Annotated in this window: 24 protein-coding genes and 1 tRNA gene; 14 read left to right on the forward strand and 11 right to left on the reverse strand. The window is 73.0% G+C overall.

The features are described 5' to 3' along the window. Positions 1-15 precede the first annotated feature (15 nt). Positions 16-606 (reverse strand): DUF4126 domain-containing protein, encoded by a 591-nt coding sequence (locus ACZCAH_RS04025; RefSeq protein ID WP_464339844.1) that lies wholly within the window; start codon positions 604-606, stop codon positions 16-18. Between the two features lie 33 nt (positions 607-639). Beyond that, positions 640-1,296 carry a PH domain-containing protein gene (locus tag ACZCAH_RS04030; RefSeq protein ID WP_464339845.1) on the reverse strand — a complete coding sequence of 219 codons (657 nt, stop codon included), beginning with the start codon at positions 1,294-1,296 and terminating at the stop codon, positions 640-642. A gap of 64 nt (positions 1,297-1,360) precedes the next feature. On the opposite strand from ACZCAH_RS04030, the gene ACZCAH_RS04035 reads away from it, so the two are divergent. From ACZCAH_RS04035 to ACZCAH_RS04060, 6 genes are all read left to right on the forward strand, one after another. Further along, positions 1,361-1,990, forward strand: coding sequence for a hypothetical protein (locus ACZCAH_RS04035; RefSeq protein WP_329750164.1), 630 nt, complete (start codon positions 1,361-1,363; stop codon positions 1,988-1,990). A 237-nt stretch (positions 1,991-2,227) separates the two neighbouring features. After that, complete coding sequence (locus ACZCAH_RS04040) at positions 2,228-2,848, forward strand: DUF47 domain-containing protein (RefSeq protein ID WP_464339846.1); 621 nt, start codon at positions 2,228-2,230, stop codon at positions 2,846-2,848. Further along, the gene (locus ACZCAH_RS04045) at positions 2,849-3,865 is read left to right on the forward strand and encodes an anion permease (protein ID WP_464339847.1); all 1,017 of its coding nucleotides are present in this window, start codon (positions 2,849-2,851) and stop codon (positions 3,863-3,865) included. It begins immediately after the preceding gene. A gap of 71 nt (positions 3,866-3,936) precedes the next feature. Further along, positions 3,937-4,683, forward strand: a complete 747-nt coding sequence (locus ACZCAH_RS04050) for a hypothetical protein (RefSeq protein ID WP_464339848.1) — start codon at positions 3,937-3,939, stop codon at positions 4,681-4,683. 94 nt (positions 4,684-4,777) lie between these two features. Then, positions 4,778-6,415 carry a phosphoglucomutase (alpha-D-glucose-1,6-bisphosphate-dependent) gene (gene pgm, locus ACZCAH_RS04055; protein ID WP_464340257.1) on the forward strand — a complete coding sequence of 546 codons (1,638 nt, stop codon included), beginning with the start codon at positions 4,778-4,780 and terminating at the stop codon, positions 6,413-6,415. A gap of 218 nt (positions 6,416-6,633) precedes the next feature. After that, positions 6,634-7,683, forward strand: a complete 1,050-nt coding sequence (locus ACZCAH_RS04060) for a hypothetical protein (RefSeq protein ID WP_464339849.1) — start codon at positions 6,634-6,636, stop codon at positions 7,681-7,683. Positions 7,684-7,704: 21 nt separating this feature from the next. Here ACZCAH_RS04060 and ACZCAH_RS04065 read toward each other — a convergent pair whose 3' ends face one another. After that, positions 7,705-8,217, reverse strand: coding sequence for an arsenate reductase/protein-tyrosine-phosphatase family protein (locus tag ACZCAH_RS04065; protein WP_464339850.1), 513 nt, complete (start codon positions 8,215-8,217; stop codon positions 7,705-7,707). Between the two features lie 170 nt (positions 8,218-8,387). Here ACZCAH_RS04065 and ACZCAH_RS04070 point away from each other — a divergent pair, with 170 nt between their 5' ends. The 4 genes from ACZCAH_RS04070 to ACZCAH_RS04085 are packed head-to-tail and all read left to right on the forward strand — an operon-like array spanning position 8,388 to position 11,571. Then, positions 8,388-8,873, forward strand: a complete 486-nt coding sequence (locus ACZCAH_RS04070) for a GNAT family N-acetyltransferase (protein ID WP_464339851.1) — start codon at positions 8,388-8,390, stop codon at positions 8,871-8,873. Positions 8,874-8,880: 7 nt separating this feature from the next. Beyond that, positions 8,881-9,981, forward strand: a complete 1,101-nt coding sequence (locus ACZCAH_RS04075) for an App1 family protein (RefSeq protein WP_464339852.1) — start codon at positions 8,881-8,883, stop codon at positions 9,979-9,981. Then, positions 9,978-10,505: a GNAT family N-acetyltransferase gene (locus tag ACZCAH_RS04080; RefSeq protein ID WP_464339853.1), complete on the forward strand. Its 528-nt coding sequence runs from the start codon at positions 9,978-9,980 to the stop codon at positions 10,503-10,505. Before ACZCAH_RS04075 ends, ACZCAH_RS04080 begins: the two co-directional genes overlap by 4 nt. 49 nt (positions 10,506-10,554) lie before the next feature. Beyond that, positions 10,555-11,571 (forward strand): aldo/keto reductase, encoded by a 1,017-nt coding sequence (locus ACZCAH_RS04085; RefSeq protein WP_464339854.1) that lies wholly within the window; start codon positions 10,555-10,557, stop codon positions 11,569-11,571. 153 nt (positions 11,572-11,724) lie between these two features. Here ACZCAH_RS04085 and ppc read toward each other — a convergent pair whose 3' ends face one another. Continuing rightward, positions 11,725-14,562, reverse strand: coding sequence for a phosphoenolpyruvate carboxylase (gene ppc / locus ACZCAH_RS04090; RefSeq protein WP_464339855.1), 2,838 nt, complete (start codon positions 14,560-14,562; stop codon positions 11,725-11,727). Between the two features lie 191 nt (positions 14,563-14,753). On the opposite strand from ppc, the gene ACZCAH_RS04095 reads away from it, so the two are divergent. Next, positions 14,754-15,542: a GntR family transcriptional regulator gene (locus tag ACZCAH_RS04095; RefSeq protein WP_464339856.1), complete on the forward strand. Its 789-nt coding sequence runs from the start codon at positions 14,754-14,756 to the stop codon at positions 15,540-15,542. Positions 15,543-15,610: 68 nt separating this feature from the next. On the opposite strand, the gene ACZCAH_RS04100 is transcribed toward ACZCAH_RS04095, so the two are convergent. The 5 genes from ACZCAH_RS04100 to ACZCAH_RS04120 form a co-directional block, all read right to left on the reverse strand. Beyond that, a tRNA-Ser gene (locus ACZCAH_RS04100) sits at positions 15,611-15,700 on the reverse strand. 96 nt (positions 15,701-15,796) lie between these two features. Continuing rightward, the gene (locus ACZCAH_RS04105) at positions 15,797-16,282 is read right to left on the reverse strand and encodes a peroxiredoxin (RefSeq protein ID WP_464339857.1); all 486 of its coding nucleotides are present in this window, start codon (positions 16,280-16,282) and stop codon (positions 15,797-15,799) included. Positions 16,283-16,301: 19 nt separating this feature from the next. Beyond that, positions 16,302-17,177 (reverse strand): HAD-IIB family hydrolase, encoded by an 876-nt coding sequence (locus ACZCAH_RS04110; RefSeq protein WP_464339858.1) that lies wholly within the window; start codon positions 17,175-17,177, stop codon positions 16,302-16,304. A 45-nt stretch (positions 17,178-17,222) separates the two neighbouring features. Beyond that, positions 17,223-17,909 (reverse strand): helix-hairpin-helix domain-containing protein, encoded by a 687-nt coding sequence (locus ACZCAH_RS04115; RefSeq protein WP_464339859.1) that lies wholly within the window; start codon positions 17,907-17,909, stop codon positions 17,223-17,225. Then, positions 17,906-18,925, reverse strand: a complete 1,020-nt coding sequence (locus tag ACZCAH_RS04120) for a LacI family DNA-binding transcriptional regulator (protein WP_464339860.1) — start codon at positions 18,923-18,925, stop codon at positions 17,906-17,908. Before ACZCAH_RS04120 ends, ACZCAH_RS04115 begins: the two co-directional genes overlap by 4 nt. Before the next feature lie 134 nt (positions 18,926-19,059). Between ACZCAH_RS04120 and ACZCAH_RS04125 the strand changes: the two genes are divergently transcribed. Together ACZCAH_RS04125 and ACZCAH_RS04130 are read left to right on the forward strand one after the other, a co-directional pair. Beyond that, the gene (locus ACZCAH_RS04125) at positions 19,060-20,076 is read left to right on the forward strand and encodes a zinc-binding alcohol dehydrogenase family protein (RefSeq protein WP_464339861.1); all 1,017 of its coding nucleotides are present in this window, start codon (positions 19,060-19,062) and stop codon (positions 20,074-20,076) included. A 38-nt stretch (positions 20,077-20,114) separates the two neighbouring features. Next, positions 20,115-21,548 (forward strand): tagaturonate epimerase family protein, encoded by a 1,434-nt coding sequence (locus ACZCAH_RS04130; RefSeq protein WP_464339862.1) that lies wholly within the window; start codon positions 20,115-20,117, stop codon positions 21,546-21,548. Positions 21,549-21,566: 18 nt separating this feature from the next. Here the strand turns inward: ACZCAH_RS04130 and ACZCAH_RS04135 are convergent, their stop codons facing one another. Beyond that, complete coding sequence (locus tag ACZCAH_RS04135) at positions 21,567-22,184, reverse strand: biotin transporter BioY (protein ID WP_464339863.1); 618 nt, start codon at positions 22,182-22,184, stop codon at positions 21,567-21,569. A gap of 59 nt (positions 22,185-22,243) precedes the next feature. Then, the gene (locus tag ACZCAH_RS04140) at positions 22,244-22,963 is read right to left on the reverse strand and encodes a M50 family metallopeptidase (protein WP_464339864.1); all 720 of its coding nucleotides are present in this window, start codon (positions 22,961-22,963) and stop codon (positions 22,244-22,246) included. Here ACZCAH_RS04140 and ACZCAH_RS04145 point away from each other — a divergent pair. Further along, the gene (locus ACZCAH_RS04145; RefSeq protein WP_464339865.1) at positions 22,956-24,551 is read left to right on the forward strand and encodes a SulP family inorganic anion transporter; all 1,596 of its coding nucleotides are present in this window, start codon (positions 22,956-22,958) and stop codon (positions 24,549-24,551) included. The genes ACZCAH_RS04140 and ACZCAH_RS04145 overlap by 8 nt on opposite strands. Positions 24,552-24,585 lie beyond the last annotated feature (34 nt).

Here is a 24,585-nt window from a genome sequence, read left to right on the forward strand (position 1 = left end):
AGTTTTCGCCGCGCCTCAGGGGCGCGCGCGGTCGGCGCGGGAGGCGCGCAGCCGGTCGCGCAGGTCCCGGTAGGCGCGGCGCAGCCGCACGATCAGCCAGATGCCGAGGCCGAGGAGCACGAGGGCCAGCACCGCCGCGAGCGCGGGCAGCAGGATCGTGAGCAGACCCATCACCACCGCGGCGACGTCCTCGCCGGTGGAGACCAGCGCATTGCTGACCGGCTCCGGGGAGACGTTGACGACCGCCCGGGCGGTGGCCTTCGCCGAGTGCGCCCCGAAGGCCGTGGCCGCGCCCAGCACGGCCATGACGATCGCGGTGGTGGTGTCCGTCTCGCCGCCGAGCAGGAAGCCGATCGCACCGCCCGCGATCGGCCGGACCACGGTGTGCAGCTGGTCCCAGAAGGAGTCGAGGAAGGCGATCTTGTCCGCCGCGAGATCGACCACCAGCAGGATCCCGGTGATCACCAGCAGATCGGTGCGCTGGAGGACGCCCGGCACCTGCTCCAGGTCGAACAGCCGCCCGGACAGGCCGAGCAGGAAGATCATGAAGTAGGGACGGATCCCGCTCACCCAGCCGGAGCCGAGGGTCATCATCAGCGCTTCCACGGGCGCTCCTTCCGGGGATGGGGTCGGGTCGCCTCAGCGGCGGGGGTGCCGGGCGAGCTCCCGCTCGTGCAGCTCCCGGCGGAGCCCGCGGACGTCCTCCCCCGTCGGCCGGGAGTAGGACCAGATGTGCCGGTCGAAGGCCGGCATGAGCACGCGCGAGCCGTCGCGCAGGCGCAGCGCCGCGGTGAGCCAGTGCACCGGATGCACCACCCGGGACTCGATCGCGAGGATCTCGTCCCAGGGCACGCGCCGGGAGCGCAGCGCACCGACCACGAGCAGGGAGTCCTCGCCGATCTCGACGCGGGCGCGGGCGGTCGCGAGCGCCACCCAGGCGAAGCGCAGTCCGAGCAGGCCCACGATCAGGGCGAGCAGCGCGAGGGTGAGCATGAGAAGGAGCCGGCCGATGTCCGGGGAGTGCCCCTCCGGCACGGTCAGCCAGACGGCGATCACCCCGATCAGCGCCGCGAGGGCGACACCGAGGGCGAGCACCCCGATGGCGCCCCGCAGCAGCGTGTCGCGCATGGCGGCGGCGGGCAGCAGCGCCCGCACCTGTCGGTTGCCTCCCCCGGGGCGGCGGCGGGGACCGTCGAGCTGCGCGACCATCCGCTCGACGGTCGCGCTGCTGCGCGAGTAGTCGGGCAGGGCCGTGCGCGGGCCCGTCTCGGGGCCGATCTGCCGGGGGATGGTCATGCTCCCAGCGTACGCACAGCGGCCGGGAGTCGCAGGCGTCCGACGGAGTCGTACAGTGCGGGGCATGTCCTCCCCCGGATCCAGCTCCTCGCCCCGCTTCCGCCGCCCCGCCCCGCTGTTCGCCTCCACGGCCGAGGCGATCCCCGGCGAGCCCGATCCGGCGGCGTCGACGGATCTTGCCCACGACTCCGCGGCCGCCCTGCTCGACGGCGTGTTCCACAGCTCCGACCCGGAGGTGGTGGAGCGGGTGCTGCGCCTGGCCGCCGAGGACGGCCTCTCGGATCTCGCCGCCCTCTGGTCGGGCTCGCCGGCCACCTCCCTGCCGGGCGCGCTGTGGCGGCTCTACGTGCTGCACACCTGGGTGCGCCAGAGCGGCGAGGACGTGGTGCGCCGGTACCGAGCGGGCTCCCGCACGATCCCCGGGCTGCGCTATCTCTCGGGCTTCGCCGAGCCCCCGGACGTGGAGCAGGTGCAGCGGACGATGGACGACATCCTGCGCGGAGCGTTCACCGGCGACCTGGGGCTCGCGCTGCGCCGCGCCGGGGCGGTCGCGACGCTGGTCGCCCACGGCACCGCCCAGCTGGCCGACGAGGACCCCGACGACCGGCGCACGCGGCAGGCCGAGCGCCTGCTCTCCACCGGCGAGGAGCTGACGGCCGCGGGACGCCAGGCGGAGGCCGGCCACCTGGAGTGAGCCGGCCGCGGCGTGGCGCTCGTCATGCCCACCGACCTGCGACCCTGCGCCGGGGGGCCACGTGCCCTACGATGGCCGGGCGCCGGGCCGCGGTTGCCCCGGGCTCCAACATTTGCCGCTTCGAGCGGCCTTCGCGCCGACAGGCGCATCCCGGTCCGGCGCCTCAGCTTCACCATCCGTCAGGACCGCCCGTCAGGGCCGTGAGAGCGCCGCGGGCGCGAGGAGGGACGAAGATCGGTGGCGTTCTTCGCGCGGCGGATCGAGCGCCCGATGTACGACCTCTTCGGCGAGCTTGCCGAGCTGCTGGTCCAGTCCGCGGACACCCACTCGAAGCTCATCGGCCAGGGGCACCGCGATCGCGTGCGCATCGCGCCGCGCCTGCACGACCAGTCCACGCGCGCCGAGGAGCTCACCCGGCGCATCGCCCAGCGTCTCGCGGAATCCCTGGTCACCCCCTATGAGGCCGAGCTGCTGTACGACCTCGCGCTCACCATGGCCGACACCCTCGACGCGATGGAGCACACCGGCGAGCTGCTCGCCGGGACCCGCGTCGGCACCCTCCCCACGCCGCTGCTGGAAGCCGCCACCGGCATCGAGCGGGCGGCCGAGCTGACCGTCTCCGCCTCGTGGAAGCTGAGCGCGGTGAGCGAGATGGGCGACTACTATCCGCAGACCCGCAAGCTCAAGCGCCAGGGCGATCGCCTCGTGCGCCAGGCCCTCGCGGAGCTGTACCGGCGCGGCGGCGCGGCGGGCGAGGTGCTCCCCCTCCACGACGTCGCCCTCTCCGTCCGGCGCACCCTCGAGCTGCAGGAGCAGACGGCGCGCATCGTCGACCTGTTGCGCGTGAAGGACTCCTGAGTGAGCCCCCTCCTGCTGAGCCTGGTGGTGCTGCTGGCTCTCGTGATGGCCTACTACAACGGCTTCCACGACGCCTCGAACGCCGTCTCCACCGCGATCACCACCCGCTCGCTGCGGGAGTCCACCGCGCTCGGCATGGCCGCGATCCTCAACCTGCTGGGCGCCCTGCTGGGCATGGCGATGATCGGCCTGTCGCTGCCCTGGGCGCTGCACCTGCTCGGCCTCGAGCCGCTCGCCGCGCAGCTGGTGGACGCCCCGGACGTCCTCGCCCTCTGCCTGCTGGCGATCATCACGGCGACCCTCGCCTGGGAGGTCCTCACCTGGTGGATGGGCATGCCCTCCTCCACCTGGCACTCGTTCTTCGGCGGTGTGCTCGGGGTCTCGCTCATCGTCGGATCGTCCGCCCCCTGGGGGCGGTTCGCGACGATCCTCGCGATCTCCGTGGTGGGCCCGCTGCTGGCGATCGGGATCTCCTTCGCGGTGATGCAGGCCCTGCTCGCCCTGATCCGAACCCAGCGGGTCCGGATCGACCACGTGCGCTTCGCGCAGACCGTGACGGCGGGGCTCGTCGCGACCGGGCACGGCATCGCCGACTCGCGCATCCCGCTCGCCGTCGTCGCGATCGCCGTGATCCCCCTCGGTCTGCCGACGGGCGCCTCGCTCGTGCTGATGCTGCCGATCGCCCTCGCGATGGCGGCGGGGACCTTCATGGGCGGGCACCGGATCATCCGCACCATCGGCCGCCGCCTCACGGACCTCTCCGCCTCCCAGGGGCTCGCCGCGGAGTCCACCTCGGCAGGGCTGATGGGGCTCGGTGCGATCGGGCTCGAGTTCCCCATGTCCTCCTCGCACAGCCTCGCCTCGAGCGTGATCGGGGCCGGCGTGGCGATGGGGCCGCGGCAGGTGCGCTGGAACGTCGCCCGGACCATGGTGGGCATCTGGGTGATGACCCCGATCGCGACGGCGGTGATCGCAGGATCGATCGCCGCGGTCCTGCGCGAGCTGCCCCTGGTCTGAGCTCCCGGCCTGAGCGCGGCCTGCAGGGACGGCCGGTAGGCTGGTCGCGCCCGTTGCCCGAAGGAGGCCCGATGTCCGACGCCGAGTCCACGCCGCCGAACGATCGCCGGCGGCCGTCCTACGGCCTGCCCGGCCCCGCGCAGCCCGGCCCGTCGGCCTCCGCGCCGTCCTTCCACTCGGCCTCCGCGCCCTCCGGCACCCCCGGTCCCGCTGCCCCCGACGGGTGGACCCCGGCCGTCGGACCGGTGACCGGTCCTCTGCCCGCCTCCGCGCCGGGTCCGTCCGCACCCGGTGCCCCGCGCCGTCGCCGCGGACTGTGGCCGCTGATCATCGGCCTGGTGCTGCTCGTGGTGGTCGCCCCGATCGCGACGATCGGCGGGCTGCTCTGGGGCGTCGGCGCCGTGGTCGACGACATCGGCGGCCAGCCGATCCCGATCGAGGCCTCCGGCACGGACGTCGAACTCGGCTCGGGCCAGATGGTGATGGTCTACGTGCCCGCGGCGGATGTCGCGACGGCGGAGTGCACGGCCCAGTCCGCGACCCCGGGGGCGATCTCGCAGGCCCCGTCCTCGGGCGAGGTCCAGCTCGCCGACGGGACCGTCTACGAGCAGCGCTTCGGCGTGGTCGCGGTCGAGGAGACCACCGCGACCCTCAGCTGCACGGGCACGGAGGGCGCCGTCTACCTCGGCCCCATCGGCGTCTTCGGCGTCGCGGTGCCGATGCTCGTGGGCCCGATCATCGGGGTCGTCGCGGGCCTCGTCGGGCTGGTGCTGACCATCGTCGGCATCGTCCTGCTCGTGCGCAGCCGCCGCAGCTGATCGGCGCGTCCCGTCCTCCGGGCCATCGGCGTCGCGATCCCCGCTCCTGACCTACAGTGGCGCTGCGACCCCCAATGAGGATGGAGTGGTGATGATGCACCCCCGCGCCGGACAGAAGGCTCTTCCCGAGGATCTCGTCGACGTCGACGCCCTGCTCGACGCCTACTACGATCGCCACCCCGATGCGGACGACCCGGACCAGGCGGTGTCCTTCGGGACATCCGGGCACCGCGGCTCCTCCCTCGACACCCGCTTCACCGAGGACCACATCGCCGCGACCACGCAGGCGATCGTGGAGTACCGGGCGGCGCAGGGCATTCGTGGGCCCCTGTTCATCGGCCGCGACACCCACGCCCTCTCCCGACCGGCTTTCGACACGGCGCTCGAGGTCCTCGCGGGCAACGAGGTCTCCGTCCTGGTCGACGCCCGCGACGGCTACACCCCCACCCCGGCGGTCTCGCACGCGATCCTGGTCCACAACCGCGGGCGGTCTGCGGAGGATCCGGGCCGGGCCGACGGCATCGTCGTCACCCCCAGCCACAACCCGCCGCGCGACGGCGGCTTCAAGTACAACCCGCCCCACGGCGGCCCCGCCGGGTCCGACGCGACGGGCTGGATCGCCGATCGCGCCAACGCGCTGCTGCGCGGCGGCCTGCGCGAGGTCCGACGGGCGGGGCGCCAGAAGGCGCTCCAGGAGGCGGGTCGCTACGACTACCTGCACACCTACGTCGAGGATCTGCCGTCGGTCGTGGACCTCGACGCGATCCGCCGCGCCGGGGTCCGGATCGGCGCGGACCCGCTGGGCGGCGCGGCGGTGGACTACTGGGCCGAGATCAGCGAGATGCACGACCTCGACCTCACCGTCGTCAACCCCGAGGTCGACCCCCAGTGGGCGTTCATGACCCTGGACAAGGACGGCAAGATCCGCATGGACTGCTCGAGCCCGTGGGCGATGGCCTCGCTGCTCGAGAAGCGCGATCAGTACGACATCGCGACCGGCAACGACGCGGACTCGGACCGCCACGGCATCGTCACCCCGGACGCCGGCCTGATGAACCCCAACCACTACCTGGCGACCGCGATCCACTACCTGTTCGGCAACCGCCCCGAGTGGCCCGCCGCCGCGAAGGTCGGCAAGACCCTGGTCTCCTCGCGACTGATCGACCGGGTCGCCGAGTCGCTCGGCCGGGAGCTCTTCGAGGTGCCGGTCGGCTTCAAGTGGTTCGTCCCAGGCCTGATCGACTCCTCGGTCGGCTTCGGCGGGGAGGAGAGCGCGGGCGCGTCCTTCCTGCGCCGCGACGGCTCGGTGTGGACGACCGACAAGGACGGCATCATCCTCGCCCTGCTCGCCTCGGAGATGCTCGCAGTCACGGGCCGTTCGCCGAGCGTGCTCCACGGCGAGCTGGTCGAGCGCTTCGGCGCGAGCGCCTACTCCCGGATCGACGCCCCCGCGGATCGCACCCAGAAGGCGAAGCTCGCCGCGCTCAGCCCCGAGCAGGTCACCGCGACCGAGCTCGCGGGGGAGTCGATCACCTCGGCGATCACCGAGGCCCCCGCGGGCGGGGCGATCGGCGGGCTCAAGGTCTCCACCGAGTCGGCCTGGTTCGCGGCCCGGCCCTCCGGCACCGAGGACATCTACAAGATCTACGCCGAGTCCTTCCGCGGCGAGGAGCATGTGGCCCAGGTGCTGGAGTCGGCGAAGGAGCTGGTCGACGGCGTTCTCGCGGAGTGACGCGGACCCCCCTTGCGTCAAGGAACGGTCAAGGGGGCGCCAAGATCTCTTCCCTCACACCGGCGTGGCGGCGTCCACATCGGGGTTGCGCCCCCCGCAATTCCTGGGCACGATGCTTGCCGTAGGTAAAGGATCCGTACGGTAATATGCTCCGTCGGACCCACCGGGACGTCGCCGCACGCAGCTCAGATCTGCGATCAGGGAAGGGGGGATCCACGTTGTTGGGACTGCGCGCGCGCCTGTGCGCCGGATCCGCCGCCCTGCTCCTCGTCGTGCCCGCCGCGGCCGCTCCGGGCCTCGCCGATCCGGGCTCCGGACCCGATCGCCCCGCGAAGTCGGCCGCCTGCGACGACGGTTCCGCCCCGACGCCGGAGGCCGCGCGCGCGGGCGAGGCCGCTCAGTGCGCCGACGAGGGCGCGGTCGTGACCGAGTCCGAGGCCGAGGCCGAGGCGACGCCGGACGAGACGACGACGGAGACCGCCGAGCCGACGCCGGCCGAGACGTCGGAGCCGGTCCCGACGACGGATGAGGAACTCACCCCGTCCGTCCCGAGCAGTCCCACCCCGCCCCAGACGCTCCTCCCCTCGGAGTCCGCGACGCCCACCGAGGACGGGGAAGGGGCCGAGGCTCCGCCCACCGAGGAGCCGCCCACGGAGGAGCCGACGGCGACGGCGGAGCCCACGGAGGGAACGCCCACGAGCACTCCCCCGGACACCACCGCTCCCACCGAGAAGCCCTCCGCGACGCCGACGGACGAGACCACGCCGCCCGCTCCGGAGACGGATCCGGAGACCGAGGAGCCGGAGACGACCGACCCGGATGCCGAGCTGCAGCCCGCCCCGCCTCCGGAGACGGAGGACGAAGAGGCGGAGTCCGCCGCTGCCCCCGCCGCGGAGCGGCCCGAGGACTCGCCGGAGCCGGAGGACCCGTCCGTCGCACCCCCCGTCGAGGCGCCCTCGAGCACCTCCGGGGACGGCTCGGCCCCGGCCACCGACCAGTCCTCGGAGCAGTCCGAGGAGATCGTCGTGGTGCAGGACGAGGATCCCGCCACCCCTGCCCCGGCGTCGGCCTCCCCCGACCAGGGCGGTGGTCCGATCGTGCAGCTGCTGGGCGCGTTCACCGAGAACTCGAACTCCCCGTTCGGTCGCCTGCGCCAGGTGCTGATCGCCGCGCTGGGCATCGGCTTCCTCACCGCCGCCGGCTTCATCGGCGCCACCTGGCGTGGCCGGCAGGCTTCGATCCTGCGCTCGCGCGGCCGCGAGGGCTGACGCCCGCCCGCGCCCCGACCCTCAGCCCAGCCGCTCCCGCAGATGCTCGAGGATGCCCGGCAGACTGCGCCGCATGTGCCGGATCGTGCGGTCGAAGGCGGCCTGCCCCTCGTACCAGGGATCCTCCACCGCGATCTCCGTCTCGGGGGCGCTCTGCGGAGCCTTCGGGTCGAAGCGTCGCCACATCACGATCTCGGGCGCGTCCCCGTCGCTCGGCGCCTGCTCGGCCATGCGCCGCAGCGTCTGCGCGTGCTCCGCCGTCATCGGCAGCACCAGATCCCAGCAGAGCAGCTCGTGCAGGTGGATGGTGCTGGCCGTGTGCTCGAAGGGCCGCGCGTAGCCGGCGCGCTCGAGGGCGAGCTCGGTGCGCTCGTCCATCGGCATCCCCTCGGCCTCCCAGCTGGTGCCCGCCGAGCCGATCTCGACCCGGTCCGCCAGCCCCGCCTCCTGGACCGCCTGGCGCAGCATGACGGCGGCCGCCGGGGAACGGCACACGTTCCCGGTGCACACGGTGAGGACTCGCAATGTCGACATGCGCCCCATTGTGTCAAGGCCCCGGTCCCTGCGAGCGCCGATTCGTGATGCCCCCTACAATGCTGGAGAACGTGCACTCGGCGCCGTCGCGCCGCAGAGGCGTACGCGCCACGGCATGATCACGAGGGCACCCGCCCATGACGATCCCAGGACGGCTCAGGAGGACAGCCATGGCCGACATCATCCGCGCCCAGGACGACGACTGGTCGCTCGTGCGCGAGATCCGTCTCCGCTCGCTCAGCACCGACCCCGCCGCCTTCGGGCAGAGCTGGGAGAAGGAGTCCACCTACGAGGATTCCGTGTGGCGTCAGCGCGTCCAGGATGCCGCCTGGTTCCTCGCCGTCGACGACGGCCACCCCCTCGCGGTCGTGGCCGTGCGCCACGAGGCGGACTCCCCCGAGAACGAGCGCGAGCTGCAGGCCATGTGGGTCACCCCGGGCTCGCGCAAGGGCGGCCTCGCCCAGCGCCTCGCCGAGGCCGTGTTCAGCTGGGCCAAGGAGGACGGCGCCGACACGGTGACGCTGTACGTCGGCCCGACCAACACCGTCGCGCAATCGCTCTACACCTCCCTCGGCTTCCAGGACACCGGCGACCGCTGGGAGATCGTGGAGGACGACGCGGACGGCGCCTGGCTGAAGATGGCACGCGGCCTCTGACCGGCCCGTGCCCGTGACCTCCCGCACGCCCTCACCCCGGGCGATGCTGCGCGCCCTGTCAGCGCGCGGCGCCTCCGATCGACCGCACTGGGCCTCCCGGCTCGAGGACGTCAAGAACGTCACCGTCGGCACCGCGCTGCGCCGGCTCGGATGGGACCTGCGCCTGCAGCCCTTCCACGGCTACGGCTCGACCGAGCAGGTACGGGTCCTGGCGAAGGTGCTGTACGCCTCGCCCGGCACCCCGGCGGACTTCCACGACAAGCCCGTGCACGACATGCGCACGATGGCGGTGCGGGGCTGGCGGAACTTCGCGGGGCAGGTCGCGCCGCACCGCACGGTCCACATCCGCCTCGGCGACCACGAGGTGTCGGTGCGGGCGGATCGCTCCGGGATCGTCGACGCCCGCCTCGAGGTGCGCCTCGTACCCGGCACCCACCAGGCCGTGCTGTGGACCGTGCCCGGCAACGAGGTCACGGCCGAGGTGTCAGTCTTCCCCTCGGACGCGACGGTGGGCCTGGTCAGCGACATCGACGACACCGTCATGGTGACCTGGCTGCCGCGTCCGCTGCTCGCCTTCTGGAACGCCTTCGTGGTGCACCAGTCCTCCCGGCAGGTGGTCCCGGGGATGCCGATGCTGTACCAGCGGCTCGCCCACCGCTATCCGGCGCTGCCCGTGGTCTATCTGTCCACCGGCGCCTGGAACGTCTTCCCGGTGCTCAAGCGCTTCCTGTACAAGAACGGGTACCCCGACGGCCCGCTGCTGCTGACCGACTGGGGTCCCACCAACACCGGCTTCTTCCGCTCCGGCCCGGACCACAAGCACCGCTCCCTCGCCCAGCTCGCGGAGTCCTTCCCCGGCGTGCGCTGGCTGCTCATCGGCGATGACGGTCAGCACGACCCGTCGATCTACGCGCAGTTCGCCGCGGACCATCCCGACAACGTCGAGGCGATCGTCATCCGCCAGCTCACCGAGTCCGAGCAGCTGCTCGCCCACGGCACCCCGCGACCCCTCGAGGCCCGCTCCCACGGCACGGACTCCCCGACCGACGTGCAGGCGCCCGACGGGCACGGCCTGCTCGAGGGGCTGCGGACGGCAGGCGTCCTGTGACGGCGACGCGGCACGGCGCGGTGACCCTGCGCGAGGCGGACCCGGCGGACCTCGCGACCCTCCTCGACCTCGTGCACCGCGCCTACCGCGCCGAGGGCGGCTGGACGACCGAGGCGCATCTGGTCGCCGGGGCCCGCGCCGACGCCGACGAGATCCGCGAGGCGATCACCGACGAGGTCCATCTGCTGCTGGTCGCGGAGCGCGACGGCGCCGTGGTGGGCTGCTGCTACACCGCCCTCCACGAGGACGGGCGGGGCGCGGAGCTGGGGCTCTTCGCCGTGGACCCGGACGTCCAGGGCGGCGGGATCGGTCGGGCGCTGCTCGAGGAGCATGCCCGCCGTCGGGCGGCGCAGGGGCTGGAGATCCTCGACCTGCGCGTCCTGGACTCCCGGCCGGAGCTCGCCGCCTGGTACGCGCGCTGCGGCTTCGCCGACGTCGGCCGCCCGGTGCCCTTCGCGGGGAACGCCGCGGACCTCAAGGTGCCCGGGCTGGGCATGCGCGTGATGGTCCGCCCGCTCCCCTGACGGACGGCAGTCCCCGCGCTGACCTGCGATGGCCCTCTATGCTGGACGCATGAGCAACGAGGCCTACGTCCCCGCCCAGTACCGGCACGAGCACACTCCCTATCGTCGCGCGGGCCGCTCCGGCCTGCGCCTGTCCCCGATCTCCCTCGGCCTGTGGCAGAACTTCGGCGAGGACCGCGATCCGCGCACCCTCCGCGACATCGTGCGTCGCGCCGTCGACCTCGGCATCACCCACCTGGACCTCGCCAACAACTACGGTCCGCCCCCGGGCAGCGCCGAGACGCACGTCGGGCGCATCCTCGCCCAGGACTTCTCCCGTCACCGCGACGAGCTGATCGTCTCCACGAAGGCGGGCTACCGCATGTGGGATGGCCCCTATGGGGACGGCGGCTCGCGCAAGTACCTGCTGAGCTCGCTCGACCAGTCCCTCGAGCGGATGGGTCTGGACTACGTGGACGTCTTCTACCACCACCGCGAGGACCCGGAGACCCCGCTCGAGGAGACGATGGGGGCGCTGCACCAGGCCGTCGTCAGCGGGCGCGCGCTGTACGTGGGCGTGTCCAACTACTCCCCCGAGCGGACCCGCGAGGCCGCCCGGCTGCTCGGCGAGATGGGCACTCCGCTGCTGCTCCACCAGCCCTCCTACTCGATGTTCAACCGGCACGTGGAGAACGGCCTGCTCGAGACGGTCGAGGATCTGGGGGTGGGGCTCGCGGTGTTCTCGCCGCTGCAGCAGGGCCTGCTCACCAACCGCTACATGTCCGGGGTGCCGCAGGGATCGCGGGCCGGCGGGTCCTCCGGCTCGCTCAGCGAGCGCCAGGTCAAGGACCCCGATTACCAGGCGCGTGTACGGGGCCTCTCCGAGATCGCGCACCAGCGCGGGCAGAGCCTCGCCCAGCTCGCCCTGGCCTGGGCCCTGCGCCACCCGCAGGTCGCGACCGCCCTCGTGGGTGCCTCCTCCGTGCATCAGCTCGAGCAGAACATCCAGACGCTCGACAACCTCTCCTTCACCTCGGAGGAGCTGGCCCGCATCGACGAGTTCGCCGTCGACGGCACCGGACGCTGACGGCCGGGCTTGCCCGTCCCGCGCCCGCTTTTCGGGGTTACTGATTGGTAGCGGCGTCTGACAGAGCATGTTCGCCGCAACATGCTCCCTCAGGCGCCGCTACCCGCCGGTCACCGTGCCGGGGCAGGGTGGGGAGGCTCTCCTGCGGGCGGGTCAGCCGGTGTTCTTGAGGCCGGCCGCCACGCCGTTGATGGTGGTGAGCAGGGCCCGCTGCAGCTCGGAGTCGGGCTCCTCGCCGGCCGCCGCGGCGGCGCGCACGCGCTGCAGCATCGCGACCTGCATGTAGGAGATCGGGTCGAGGTAGCGGTCGCGCACGGCGAGGGTGCGCTTGAGGACCGGCTGCCCGTCGAGCAGCTCGAGCACGCCCGTGAGCCGCTCGATCTCCGCGACCGAGAGCTCGTACTCCTCCTTGATGCGGTCGAACAGCGGCCACAGTCGCTCGGGCACGAGGGAGTGCACGTAGTGCGCGGCGATCTGCAGGTCGGTCTTCGCCAGCTGCATCTCCACGTTGCTGATGAGGCTGCGGAAGAAGTGCCAGTGCTTGAGCATCTCGTGGAGGTCCGGCTCGAGGCCGGCCTCGCGCGCGGCCTTCAGGCCGGAGCCCGCACCGAACCAGCCGGGCACGATCTGGCGCGACTGGGTCCAGCCGAACACCCACGGGATGGCGCGCAGGCCGTCGAGGCCCTTGTCCGAGGTGGCGCGCTTCGAGGGCCGCGAACCGATGTTGAGGTCGCCGAGCTGCTCGACGGGGGTCGAGGTCACGAAGTACTCGGGCAGGTCGGGATCGTCCGCGAGGGTGCGGTAGCGGGCGAAGGCCGCGTCCGAGACCGTCTCCATCACGCCCCCGAAGCGCTCGAGCTGCTCGGGGCTGGTGCGCGGCGCGGTGTGCAGCGCGGAGCCCTCGATGACGGCCGAGAGCGACAGGTCCAGGTTCTCCCGCGCGAGAGTGGGGAGCATGTACTTGTCGGAGATGACCTCGCCCTGCTCGGTGAACTTGATCTCGCCCTCGAGCACGCCGTAGGGCTGCGCGAGGATCGCGTCGTAGGTGGGGCCGCCGCCGCGGCCCACGGAGCCGCCGCGGCCGTGGAACAGCCGCAGGGTCACGCCGTGGCGGGCCGCGACGTCGCGCAGCCGACGCTGGCCCTGGTGGATCTCCCACTGGCTGGTGATGACGCCGGCGTCCTTGTTGCCGTCGGAGTAGCCGAGCATGACCTCCTGGCGGTTGCCGCGCAGGCGCACGATCTCCCGGTAGGAGGGGTCGGCGAACAGCGCCTCGAGGATCTCGTCGGCGTGGCGCAGCTCGGCGACCTCCTCGAGCAGCGGGACGAAGCCGATGTCGGCCCGGTTCTCCTCCGCGCCGGGACCGCCGGCGAGGGTGACCAGGCCCGCCTCGCGGGCGAGGAGCGCGGCGGCGAGCACGTCGTCGGCGCCGTGGGTCATCGAGATGATGTACGTCTCGATGACGCTGCGGCCGTACCGGCGGTGGGCATCGCGGATCTCGCCGAACACCCGATAGGTGGTGCGGGTGGCGTCGTCGAGGAGCGAGGGGTCCTCGCTGATCGAGGTGCCGACCAGCGGCCGACGGCTCGCCAGCTCGGCGCCGAGCACCTCGGTGCGCTCGGCGCGGCTGAGCTCGTCGTACGGGCGGTCCAGCTCGCCGACGCGGTCGAAGAGCCGCGCGAGCACGTGGTGGTGCTTCTCGGAATGCTCGCGGATGTCGAGCGTCGCGAGGTTCAGCCCGGAGCCGGCGAGCACCTGCTGGGCGATGGCGACCGCCCCGTCGGCGACCCGATGGGCGCCGTGGCGGCGCAGCGACTCGCGCAGCACGTCGAAGTCGCCGAGCAGTTCCTCGCCGTCGCGGTAGTCCTGCCCGGGCACGTGCGCCTCGCCGCTGCGCACCCGATCCCGGGTGGCGCGGAGTTTGGCGCGCATGGTGCCGAGCTTGAGGCGGTAGGGCTCCTGGTCGAAGAGCTCCTGCTGCGTCCGGTCGACCTCGGACTCGAAGGCGAGGTCTGCGGCGATGGACCCGCGCAGCTCCTCGTCCTCGCCGGCCAGGGCGCTGGAGATCGACAGGTCCGCGATCAGCTCCCCGACCATCTCGATGGCGATGTCGATCGCGGCCTCGGACTGCAGCTGCAGCACCTCGCGCGTCACCTCGGCGGTGACGAAGGGGTTGCCGTCGCGGTCGCCGCCGATCCACGAGCCGAAGCGCAGCGGCACCTGGCGCTCGGTGAGGTCGGCGCCCTTGGCCCGCAGCTCCTCGCGCAGGTCGTCGAGGAAGCCGGGCATCGTGTGCAGGTAGAGCTGGCGCAGGTAGTAGAGAGCGTTGCGCGCCTCGTCCTGCGGGGTGGGGCGGGTGCGCCGCAGCTCGTCGGTCAGCCACAGCGCCTCGATCGCCTCGGACAGCAGGTGGTCCTGGCGGCGGCGCTCGACCGTCCCCTCCTCGGTCTCGGTGGCGAGGAGGTCGGAGATGCGGCGCAGCTTGGTCAGCACGGCGCGGCGGCTGGCCTCGGTGGGGTGCGCCGTGAACACGAGGCGCACGTCCAGCGAGTCGACGGCCTTCTGCAGCCCGTCGGCCCCGACCTTCTCCACGACGCCCTCGACGGCGCGCGGCACCCACGACTCGGCGGCGGGCCGCTCCTGCATCGCGCGCACCCGGTAGACCTGCTCGGCCGCATTGGCCAGCAGGAAGTACTGGGTGAAGGCGCGGGTGAGGGCGGTGGCCTGCTCGAGGGGCAGCTCCGCGAGGCGGGCCTGCACGTCGCGGGCGCTCGCGGTGGTGTCCTCGGACTTCGCGGACTTGGTCAGCTGGCGCACCTGCTCCACGAGCTCGAGCAGCTCGGGGCCGTGCTGGTCCGCGAGAGTACGGCCCAGCAGGGTGGACAACCGGCGCACGCTCGCACGGAGCGGGGCGTCGATATGGGGATCGTCGCCGACGACGGGGAACTCGCTGGTCAGCGTCGGCACGACGAGGGCGTCGTATTCGGGCACGGGGCCTCCTGGGAGTCGGCGCCGAACGACGGCCGCCGACAGCGAAGGGCGACCGCGTCGGCGCGGGACGAACGGGCCCAGGGTACAGGGGGCGGATCGCGGGACCCCCGCACCGATCGCGGAGCGGACGCAGCGGTGGAATACTGCAGGTCGCCCCCGCGCCCTCGCGCCCGAGCTGTTGGAGGAACCGCATGACCCCGCGACGCGACACGGTCCAGCTGCCGATGATGCAGCCGCTGCGGCGGCCCTCGATCATCGACCAGGTCGAGCTGGAGCTGCGCAACGCCATCTACTACGGCGACCTCCGCCCCGGTGACGGCATCCCCGAGGTGCAGGTGTCCAAGCAGATGGGCATCTCCCGCTCCTCGCTGCGCGAGGCCTGCCAGCGTCTGGTGCGCGACGGCCTGCTCACCCAGTTCCCGGGCCGCGGCCTGTTCGTCACCCGCATGGACCCCGAGACGATGTCGGAGTTCATCGACTACCGCCTGGGCATCGAGATGCAGGCGGCCACGATCGTCGCCGATCGCGCCGCGCAGCTGCGGGCCGACGGGGACGAGGACGGGGTGCGCGAGCTGCTCGCGCCGCTCCGCGAGTGCGCGGCCCGGAGTGCGGCCTCCCTCGCGGCCGAGGAGGTCATCGAGGCCGGGAACGCCGATCTGGACCTCCACCAGCAGCTCGCGGAGATCGCCCGGAACCGCTTCCTCGCCTCCGCCATGAGCACGATCGTGATCCTCACCCGAATGGGCTCCTTCTCGGATCCGCTCGGCTTCGGGGTCCGCGCCGATCTCCCCGCGAAGCACGACGAGCTGCTCGAGGCCCTCGCCGCGGGCGACGACTCGCGGGCCGGGGCGCTGCTGCGTCTCTCCCTGCGGGAGCTCGCCCATCGCCTGCTGACCGGCGAGGGCACCGAGGTGCTGCGCGACCCGGAGCTGCGGGAGAGCACGGGCCCGGAGTGGTCCACGCTGTCCGAGGACGGCTGAGCACCCGGCGACCCTAGAACGCGAACAGCCCCCGGCGGGAGGACCCTGCCGGGGGCTGTCTGCTGCGGCGGAGACGAGAGGATTTGAACCTCCGAGGCGGTTTATCACCACCTACTCCCTTAGCAGGGGAGCGCATTCGGCCGCTCTGCCACGTCTCCTGGCGCTGCGCTCGCACGCAGCACGCCGATACAGCATACGGGCTGGCGCGGGGTGCGCCAAAGCGAGCCCGGGCGGATCACGTCACACCCGGCCGCTCACCCGTCGGCCGTGAGCCCGAGGCGCTTCTGCAGCAGCGCGATGTGCGAGGGAGTGCCGACGCGGTACTTCACCAGGGTGAGGATCCCGTCGGCGTCGACGGCGAAGGTCGAGCGGATCACGCCCTCGACGACCTTCCCGTACATGTTCTTCTCGCCCCAGGCGCCGTAGGCCGCCATCGTCTCGTGGCTCTCGTCGCCGGCGAGCGTGTAGGGCAGGCCCTGCTCGGCCACGAAGCGGTCGAGCTCGGGGACCGGATCCGGGGAGATGCCGACGACGCGGTAACCGGCATCGGCGAGCATCCGATGATGGTCGCGCAGGTCGCAGGCCTGCCGGGTGCACAGGGAGGTGTTCGCGGCGGGGTAGAACCACAGCAGCGCGGGGGCGCCGCGGAGCTCGGCCAGGCTCACCCGGCCGCCGCCGGCGGTGGGCAGGTCGAAGTCGGGGGCGGGGTCGCCGACGGCGAGCGTCACGTTCTCGGTCATGTCTCTCCTGGGGACGGGGTCAGCGGCCGAGGCCGAGCAGGTGCTCGAGCACGCGCGGCACGCCCCGCTCGTCGTTGCCGGGGGCGATGTAGCGGGCGAGCTCGGTGATGCCGGGGTGGGCGTCGGCCATCGCGAAGGACCAGTCGGCCGTCGCATAGAGGCCGGTGTCGTTGAGGTAGTCGCCGAAGACGGCGGTCTGGGCCGGGGTCACGTCGAGCGCGGCCTGCAGGGCCCGGACCCCGCGGCCCTTGTCGACCGTCGGGCTCATGACGTCGATCCAGTGCCGCCCGGAGACGACCACCTGCTCGCTCACCGTGAAGCGGTCGAACGCGGGAGCGGTCGCCTCGGCGTCGACCGCGTCGAAGACGGCGAGCTTGAGCGTGGGGCCCTCGATCCCGGTGAGGTCGGGGACGGAGGTGAGACGGTGGTAGTAGGTGCGCGCCTCGGCGAGGAAGTGCTCGTCCTCGGCCTCGACGTAGGCGCTCTCGACCCCGCAGCGGACCAGGCCCAGCCCGGCGCCGTCGGCGTTCAGGGCGCGCACGAGCTCGATGACCTCGGCGGTGGTCCCCTTCCCCACCGGCGTCGTCTCGACCACCTCGCCCTCGTGCAGGACCAGGGTGCCGTTCTCCGCGATGTAGCTGGGCACGCCCTCCCGGCCGCTGGCCGGATCGGGGCCGAACATGGCCTGGAGCGTCGCGAGCTGGCGGCCGCTCGCGGGGACGAAGGCGATGCCCCGCTCCCGCAGAGCGCCCATCAGCTCCCAGAATCCCGCGGGCAGCTCGCCGCCGGGGGTGAGGAGCGTGCCGTCCATGTCGCTGACCACCAGGCGGAGGTCGGCGGCGCCGGCCGGGATCTCGTCCCAGGGGCGGGCGGCGGTCGCGGGGCTCGTGATCATGCGTTCCTCTCCGAGGGGGCGGGGTCGGAGACGATGCTAGCCGGGTCAGCAGGCCTCGGGCGGGGTCTCCCACGCGTGCTCGACCATCTCCCGCAGCACGCCCTGGTCGACGTCCTCGAGCTTCTTCACCCAGAGACAGGACGTCCCGAGGCGATGCTTCCCCAGGCGTGCGAGCAGCTCCTCGGCGCGTGGGGTGCCGGTGAGCCCGTAGAGGGAGAGGTCGGAGGCGCGGGGGCTGAAGCCGAGGTGGAAGGTGTCGCCCTCGCGTCCGCTCGCGTAGCGGTAGTGGACCTCGCCGAAGCCGATCATGCTCGGGCCCCACATCACGGCCTCGGCGCCGCCGGTCGCCGCGCGGAACATCTCGAGCAGCGCGAGGCCCTCCGCGTGGCGGCGCCCGGTCACGGTCGCCAGGTACTCCTCGGGGGACACCGTGGTGGCGTGGGTCCTGATGTCCTTCGCGCCGACGCCGGTGTTCCCCGCCGTCACGCTCGCCCGACGGGTGTCCGGGGCGGGCGGGTTCTGCAGGCTCTCCCCGTGCGCGGCGAGCGCCGCCTGGATCCGTCGGCCGGAGGCGGGCCCGACGCCGTGCAGCGCGGCGAGGGTCGTCCAGTCCTTACCGGCCAGGTCGCCGAGGGTGCGGAGCCCCTGCTCGGCGAAGGCGCGCGAGGCGGGCGAGCCCACGCCCGGGAGCTCGGCGAGCGGGGTGCTGAGCGATGCGTCGGTGGCGGTCATGGGGTGAGGGTACTGGCGGGCTCGGCGGCGCGGGCGCGTCCCGTCGTGCCACGGGGCACGAAGGTGGTGGGCAGGCCGATGCGGGTGCGCACGGGATCCTCGCGCCGGGGCCTCGTCGCATCGTCGTGGAGCAGGTCCACCGCGGTCACGCCCATGTCGTAGCGGGGCACCTGCACCGTGGACAGTCCGGGATGGAGCAGCGAGGAGAAGGGGATGTCGTCCCAGCCCACGACCGAGAGCTCCCCGGGGACGTCGACCCCGAAGCCCGCGAGCCGCTCGAGCAGGGCCAGGGCCATGAGGTCGTTGTAGACGAGCACCGCCGTGACGTCGCTGAGCAGCACCGCCTCGGCGCCGCGGCGGCCGCCGTCGACGTCGGGGGTGAAGGCGCCGATGTCCGTCCAGTCCATCCCGGCGGCGGCGCACTGCTCGGCGATGACCTCGCGGCGCACCGCGTCGGAGCGGCTCGCGGGCGGGCCGCCGACGTATCCGATGCGGGTGTGCCCGGTGCGGCGCAGGTGGCGGAGCGCGGTGGGGATGCCGGGCAGCGGATCGGCGTAGACCCCCGAGAGGTCCGGGGAGATGCGGTTGACCAGGCTCAGCGGGGTGAGGGAGACGGCTTCGCGCAGGGACGTCTCGTCCATCCGGCTCGAGCAGAGGACGATCCCGTCGACCTGGGCGGCGAGGGTCCGCACCAGAGGGAGCTCCCCCTCCGGGGCCTCCCCCGCGTCGGTGATCAGCAGCTGGGTGCCGAGCTCGTGGGCCCGCGCCTGCGCACCCTTGAGGACGGCGGCGAAGAAGGGGTTCTCGAGGTCGGGCACGATCACGCCGTATACGCCCGTGCGCCCGGTGATGAGGGCGCGGGCGCTGCGGTTGGGCCGGTAGCCGAGGGCCGACGCCGCGGCGAGGATCCGCTCGCGGGTGGCCTCGCCGACGAGCTCGGGGCGCTGGAAGGCGCGGGAGCAGGTCGCGACGGAGACGTCGGCGCGCTCGGCGACGTCCCGCAGGGTCACGGACATGCCCACCTCCCTACTGCAAACATTGCATGATCCCGATGCCGCTCTCGCGTGAGCCGACTCTTCCATGCAGGCCGAAGATATGCAATCGTTTCCGGCAAGCGAATTCCCAGGGCGAAGGCGCCGAGAGGAGCACCATGAGAGCGCTGCGTGTGCGAGCACCGGGCGAGGTCCGGGTCGAGGAGATCCCAGACCCCGTCCCGGCGGCGGGCGAGGCCCTCCTCCGCATCCTCTACGCCGGGATCTGCGGCTCCGACCTCCAGGTCCTGCGGGGCACGCAGCCCTTCGCGAGCTACCCGCGCGTCCCCGGCCACGAGTTCTCCGCCGAGATCGTGCGGATCGAGGGTGATCCGGGCGGCTTCGCCCCGGGCGACGTGGTCACCGGCGTCCCCTACCGGCAGGACGGCACCTGCTACTCGTGCCGCCGAGGGCTGATCAACGCCTGCGTGCACAACGAGACCCTGGGCGTGCACCGCGACGGCGCCTTCCAGGAGATGATCACCCTGCCCGTCGACCGGCTCCACGCCGCCCGGGGCCTCGACCCCCGCGACCTCGCACTGGTGGAGCCCTTCTCGATCGGCCACCACGCCGTGCGCCGGGCCGGGGTGCGCGAGGGCGAGCGGGTGCTGGTCCTCGGCGCCGGGGCGATCGGCCAGCTGGCCCTGCTCTCCGCCCGGACGCACGGGGCGCAGGTCTGGAGCGCCGACATCCTCCCGGACCGCCTCCAGCTCGCCGCCTCCCTCGGCGCCGAGGGCACCGCGGACCTCCGCATGGAGGAGATCCCCGACCTCGTCGCCCGCGCCACCGACGGGGACGGCTTCGACGTGGTGCTCGAGGCGACCGGCCTCCCGGTCTCCTTCCTCGGCGCGATCGAGGCCGCCGCCGTCGGCGCCCGCCTGGTGCTCATCGGCAACGGCACCCGCGAGGTCACCTTCAACCAGTCCGCGCTGATCAAGAAGGAGCTCGACGTGCTCGGCTCCCGCAACAGCCGCCATGTCTTCGCGGAGCTGATCGAGCTGATCGCCGGCGGCGCCGTGGACGTCGCCCCGCTGCGCACCCGCACGGTCCCGCTCGACGAGGCGCCCGCCGTGCTGCGCGCGGCCGCCGAGGGCGCCACGGCCGACCTCAAGATCCTGCTCGACCTGACCCGCTGACCCGACCCCACCCAAACCCCTTCAGATCGGAGAGATCCATGACCCTGCGCACCGACGCGCTCGAGGCCGACATCCACTACGACGGCGCCGTCCGCTCCCTGCACGTGCGCGCCGCCGCCGCGGACGCGCTCGCCCCCTTCGAGGGCGAGATCCGCCCCGACGGCGAGGCCCATCTGCTCGAGGGCCCGCTCAGCACCGCCAATGCGAAGGCCCTGCAGGACGCCTTCGCGGTGTTGCGCCCGCAGCTGATCAGCCGCCACCGCACCTCGGTCGGGACCGGCGACCGCATCGGCCTGGCCGGTCCCGGGCAGGCCGCGGCCTTCGCCGCCCACGGCCAGGGGGTCATGCCGGTGCTGGCCCAGCAGTCGATCCGCGAGATGGACCGTCTGGGCCGCTCGGCCCGGACCGTCATGGACGATGCGGTCTTCGGCCTGCTCGAGGCCGGCTGGGAGGGCGGCTTCGGCGCGGACTGCGACCACATCAAGACCACCGAGGGCATCGACCGCGGACTCGAGGCCGGATTCGTCATGTTCACGCTCGATCCGGGCGATCACGTCGCCGACGTCACCGGCGGCGTCACCGCGGCGGACGCCGCCTCCCTGCCCTGGGACGCCCTCGAGGACACCCTCGAGCAGACGCTCGCCCGCTACGCCGGCCTCACCCTCGACGTCGGCCACTCGCGGATCGAGGTCACCGAGCAGGACGTGATCACCGCGGCCGTGAAGTACGGGGCGGCGGTCGCCGACGCGATCCGGCTGTACCGCCACGCGACCTCGACCGCCCGTCACGAGATCGAGATCGAGTTCGCGGTCGACGAGACCGCCTGGCTGACCACCTTCTTCGAGCACTTCTACCTGGCCACCGAGCTGAAGCGCCTCGGGGCGAGCTGGTTCAGCTTCGCCCCGCGCTACGTGGACGGCTTCGAGAAGGGCCTGGACTTCCTCGGCGATCCCGAGGAGCTGCGCCTGAACCTCGAGGCCCATCACGCGATCTCCGAGCAGTTCGGCGGCTACCGCATCTCGCTGCACTCGGGCTCGGACAAGTTCTCGATCTACCCGCTGTGCGTCGAGGCGACGCAGGGCCACGTGCACCTGAAGACCTCCGGCACCAGCTACCTGTGCGCCCTCGAGATCATCGCCGCCCACGACCCGGAGCTGTTCGCCACGATCTGGGGGATCTCCCGCGCCTCCTACGTGAAGGCCCGCGCGAGCTACCAGGTCTCCGCGCACGAGGACCGCACCCCCACGACCCTCGAGGGGGTCGACCTCACCGAGCTGATCCGCTCGGACGATGCCCGGCAGATCCTCCATGTCGGCTACGGCGACTCGCTGAACGGTGCACTGCCCTCCGGCGAGTCGATCCACGACCGCTTCCTGCGGGTCGTCGCCGCGCATCAGGAGGAGCACACCGCGGTGGTCGCCGAGCACATCGGTCGACACCTGGCGCCCTTCAGCGCGGGCACCGGAGCCTGAGGTCCGCCTCGCGCGGGGTCAGCGGCGCGCGTCGAGCGCCCGCACCCCGCGCCAGGCGGCGGGGAGCAGCACCGCGGCGATCGCGGCCTTCACCACGCCGCCGGGCAGGAAGGGCCACAGGCCCGCCGCGAGCACCGAGCCGACGGTGACCTCCACGCCCATCACCGAGTGCAGGATCATCGCGAGGTAGGGGACGCCGACCAGGAAGGGCACCGCGCTCGCGGCGAGGAAGCCGGCCAGCGCCAGCAACGGCCGACGGTCCCAGGCCCGCTCCGCGAACCAGCCGGCCACGAAGGCGGCGGGCACGAAGCCCAGCGCGAAGCCGAAGCTCGGGGCGAGGAGCATGGCGGGCCCGCCGGAGAACTCGGCGAAGACCGGCGCGCCCGCGAGGCCGACCAGCAGGTAGGCGAGCATCGAGAGGGCGCCCCGACGGGAGCCGAGGGACGCGCCGACGAGGATCACGCCGAGGGTCTGCCCGGTGATCGGCACGAGCGGCAGCGGGATCGTCAGCTGCGCGAGCGCGGCGAGCACGACGACGCCGGCGAGGATCAGCCCCGCATCGGTCAGCAGGGTGCGGTGCGCGGGCAGCGCATCGGCCAGGACGGGGCGGCGGGCCGGGACGGCGATCGCGGACATGGGGCTCCTCGGGACGGCGGGCGGAAGCGCCCAGCGTAGACCAGGCGCGAGCCGCGGCCTCAGAGCAGGTCGCCCAGCGGTCCGGCGAGCACCGCGCCCGCCCACAGGGTGCAGGCGGCGAGGACGAGGGCGAAAGAGGCTGTCCATGCCCGGGCGGGCAGAGCCGTGAGCCGGGAGAGCTGCGCGGGATCGTCACCGCTGCGACCGGAGGCGATGACCGCCCCGAGGTGCCGCCACGCACCGAGCAGCAGGAAGGCACCCGCGGCGAGGGTGAGCAGCGCGATCGGTCCCGGGCCGCCCCACCACCAGAGGGCGCCGACGCCCGCTGCGGTGGCGAGCACGGCCAGCACGGTGTGCAGCGACCGGGAGAAGATCAGGGCGAGGGCGAGTGCGAGGAGGGCCGCGAACAGCGCTGTGCGCCCCCACCCGGCGAGGGCGACCTGCACCAGCAGCGCGCCGAGGATCGCGGGCGCCGGATAGCCCGCCCAGGTCGACGCGATCCGGCCGAACCCGCGGGGGCGCCCGACGGTCACCGCGTGCCCGGACATGTCGGCGCTGACCACGAAGCCGGTGAAGCGCCGTCCGCAGAGGACGCCGACGACGGCGTGGCCGAGCTCGTGCACGATCGTCACGGCCGGGCGGGTCAGCCGCCACAGCACAGGCACGCTCACCGCGAGCGCGGTCGCGACGAGCGCGAGCACCAGCCACCAGCCGGGCGAGGGAGCCGCATCGGGCGGGATCCGCCCCCACACGGCCGCGAGCGCTCCGGGGATGTCCATCGGGCCATCGTGCCAGCGGCCCCGGGGCGGAGCCTGGGATCATGTCCCGGTGACCCGATCCCCCGTCCTCCCCGACGCCCCCGCGCACTCCCAGGCGAGCCCGCCGTCGATGCTCTCCGCCCTCCGCTCCCCCCGGCTGCTGCGCATCGAGCTGCTCTCCGGGCTGGTGGTGGCGCTCGCGATGATCCCCGAGGTGGTGTCCTTCTCCGTGCTCGCCGGGGTGGATCCGCGGGTGGGCCTGTTCACGGCGGTGATCATGGCGATCACCATCGCGATCGTCGGCGGGCGCCCCGCCATGGTCTCCGCCGCGGCGGGGGCGACCGCGCTGGTGATCGCCCCGCTCGTCGCGTCGCACGGCATGGACCACCTGATCGCCGCCGTGCTGCTGGCGGGGGTGCTGCAGATCCTGCTGGCGCTGCTCGGCGTCGCACGGCTGATGCGCTTCATCCCCCGCTCGGTGATGACCGGCTTCGTCAACGCGCTCGCGATCCTGATCTTCACGGCCCAGCTGCCCCACCTGTTCGGCGGGGACGTTCCGTGGGTGGTGCTGCCGCTGCTCGCGCTGGCCCTCGCCCTGCTGATCGTGGTGCCACGGCTGATCACCGTGATCCCCGCTCCGCTGATCACGATCGCCGTGCTCACCGTCCTGGTCGTGGTCACCGGCTGGCAGGTCCCGGACGTCGCCGACCAGGGCGAGATGCCCGAGTCGCTGCCCGTGCTGATGGTCCCCGATGTGCCGCTCACCCTCGAGACGCTGCGGATCATCGCGCCCTATGCCGTGGGAATGGCGCTCGTGGGCCTGATGGAATCTCTGCTCACCGCGAAGCTCGTCGACGACCTCACCGACACGCACTCGGACAAGACCCGGGAGGCCTGGGGGCAGGGCGTCGCGAACCTCGCCGCGGGGGCCTTCGGCGGCATGGGCGGCTGCGCCATGATCGGCCAGACCATGATCAACGTGAAGGACGGCGGGGGTCGCACGCGGCTGTCGACGCTCAGCGCCGGGGTGTTCCTGCTGGTCCTGGTGATGCTGCTGAGCGACGTGGTGGGCCGGGTGCCGATGGTGGCTCTGGCCGCGGTGATGATCATGGTGTGCGTGGCCACGGTGGATTGGCACAGCGTGCGCCCGTCGACCCTGCGCCGCATGCCCGTCTCGGAGACCCTGGTGATGGTGGTGACGGTCGTGGCGACCGTCGCGACCCACAATCTCGCCGTGGGCGTGATCGCCGGGGTGCTCACCGCGATCGTGGCCTTCGCCCGCCGGGTCGCGCACCTGGTGAGCATCGAGGCGGTGTGGGAGAGCGACCTCGACGGCGACGGCACGGTGGACGCGCGCCGCTATCTCGTCCACGGCCAGCTGTTCTTCGCCTCGAGCAACGATCTCGTCTACCGCTTCGACTACGCGGGCGACCCCGAGGTGGTGATCGTGGACCTCACGGGCGCGGACGTCTGGGACGCCTCGAGCGTCGCGGCCCTCGACGCGATCCGCGGCAAGTACGCGGAGCGCGGGAAGGAGGTGCGGATCGTGGGCCTGGAGGGCGAGAGCGCCCGCCGGATGGAGCTGCTCTCGGGCCATCTGGGGAGCTGAGCCGCCCCCCCTCGCGCCCTGCACCCTGCGTGAC

Source organism: Brachybacterium sp. B718/18 (assembly GCF_055454375.1).

Coding starts and splice junctions, on each gene's coding strand:
- ACZCAH_RS04130 (WP_464339862.1), top strand. CDS start 20,115: ATGACCCTGCGCACCGACGCGCTCGAGGCCGACATCCACTACGACGGC.
- ACZCAH_RS04030 (WP_464339845.1), bottom strand. CDS start 1,296: ATGACCATCCCCCGGCAGATCGGCCCCGAGACGGGCCCGCGCACGGCC.
- ACZCAH_RS04145 (WP_464339865.1), top strand. CDS start 22,956: ATGTCCATCGGGCCATCGTGCCAGCGGCCCCGGGGCGGAGCCTGGGAT.
- ACZCAH_RS04035 (WP_329750164.1), top strand. CDS start 1,361: ATGTCCTCCCCCGGATCCAGCTCCTCGCCCCGCTTCCGCCGCCCCGCC.
- ACZCAH_RS04120 (WP_464339860.1), bottom strand. CDS start 18,925: ATGTCCGTGACCCTGCGGGACGTCGCCGAGCGCGCCGACGTCTCCGTC.
- ACZCAH_RS04125 (WP_464339861.1), top strand. CDS start 19,060: ATGAGAGCGCTGCGTGTGCGAGCACCGGGCGAGGTCCGGGTCGAGGAG.
- ACZCAH_RS04105 (WP_464339857.1), bottom strand. CDS start 16,282: ATGACCGAGAACGTGACGCTCGCCGTCGGCGACCCCGCCCCCGACTTC.
- ACZCAH_RS04115 (WP_464339859.1), bottom strand. CDS start 17,909: ATGACCGCCACCGACGCATCGCTCAGCACCCCGCTCGCCGAGCTCCCG.
- ACZCAH_RS04070 (WP_464339851.1), top strand. CDS start 8,388: ATGGCCGACATCATCCGCGCCCAGGACGACGACTGGTCGCTCGTGCGC.
- ACZCAH_RS04135 (WP_464339863.1), bottom strand. CDS start 22,184: ATGTCCGCGATCGCCGTCCCGGCCCGCCGCCCCGTCCTGGCCGATGCG.
- ACZCAH_RS04110 (WP_464339858.1), bottom strand. CDS start 17,177: ATGATCACGAGCCCCGCGACCGCCGCCCGCCCCTGGGACGAGATCCCG.
- ACZCAH_RS04085 (WP_464339854.1), top strand. CDS start 10,555: ATGAGCAACGAGGCCTACGTCCCCGCCCAGTACCGGCACGAGCACACT.
- pgm (WP_464340257.1), top strand. CDS start 4,778: ATGCACCCCCGCGCCGGACAGAAGGCTCTTCCCGAGGATCTCGTCGAC.
- ACZCAH_RS04140 (WP_464339864.1), bottom strand. CDS start 22,963: ATGGACATCCCCGGAGCGCTCGCGGCCGTGTGGGGGCGGATCCCGCCC.
- ACZCAH_RS04050 (WP_464339848.1), top strand. CDS start 3,937: ATGTCCGACGCCGAGTCCACGCCGCCGAACGATCGCCGGCGGCCGTCC.
- ACZCAH_RS04095 (WP_464339856.1), top strand. CDS start 14,754: ATGACCCCGCGACGCGACACGGTCCAGCTGCCGATGATGCAGCCGCTG.
- ACZCAH_RS04065 (WP_464339850.1), bottom strand. CDS start 8,217: ATGTCGACATTGCGAGTCCTCACCGTGTGCACCGGGAACGTGTGCCGT.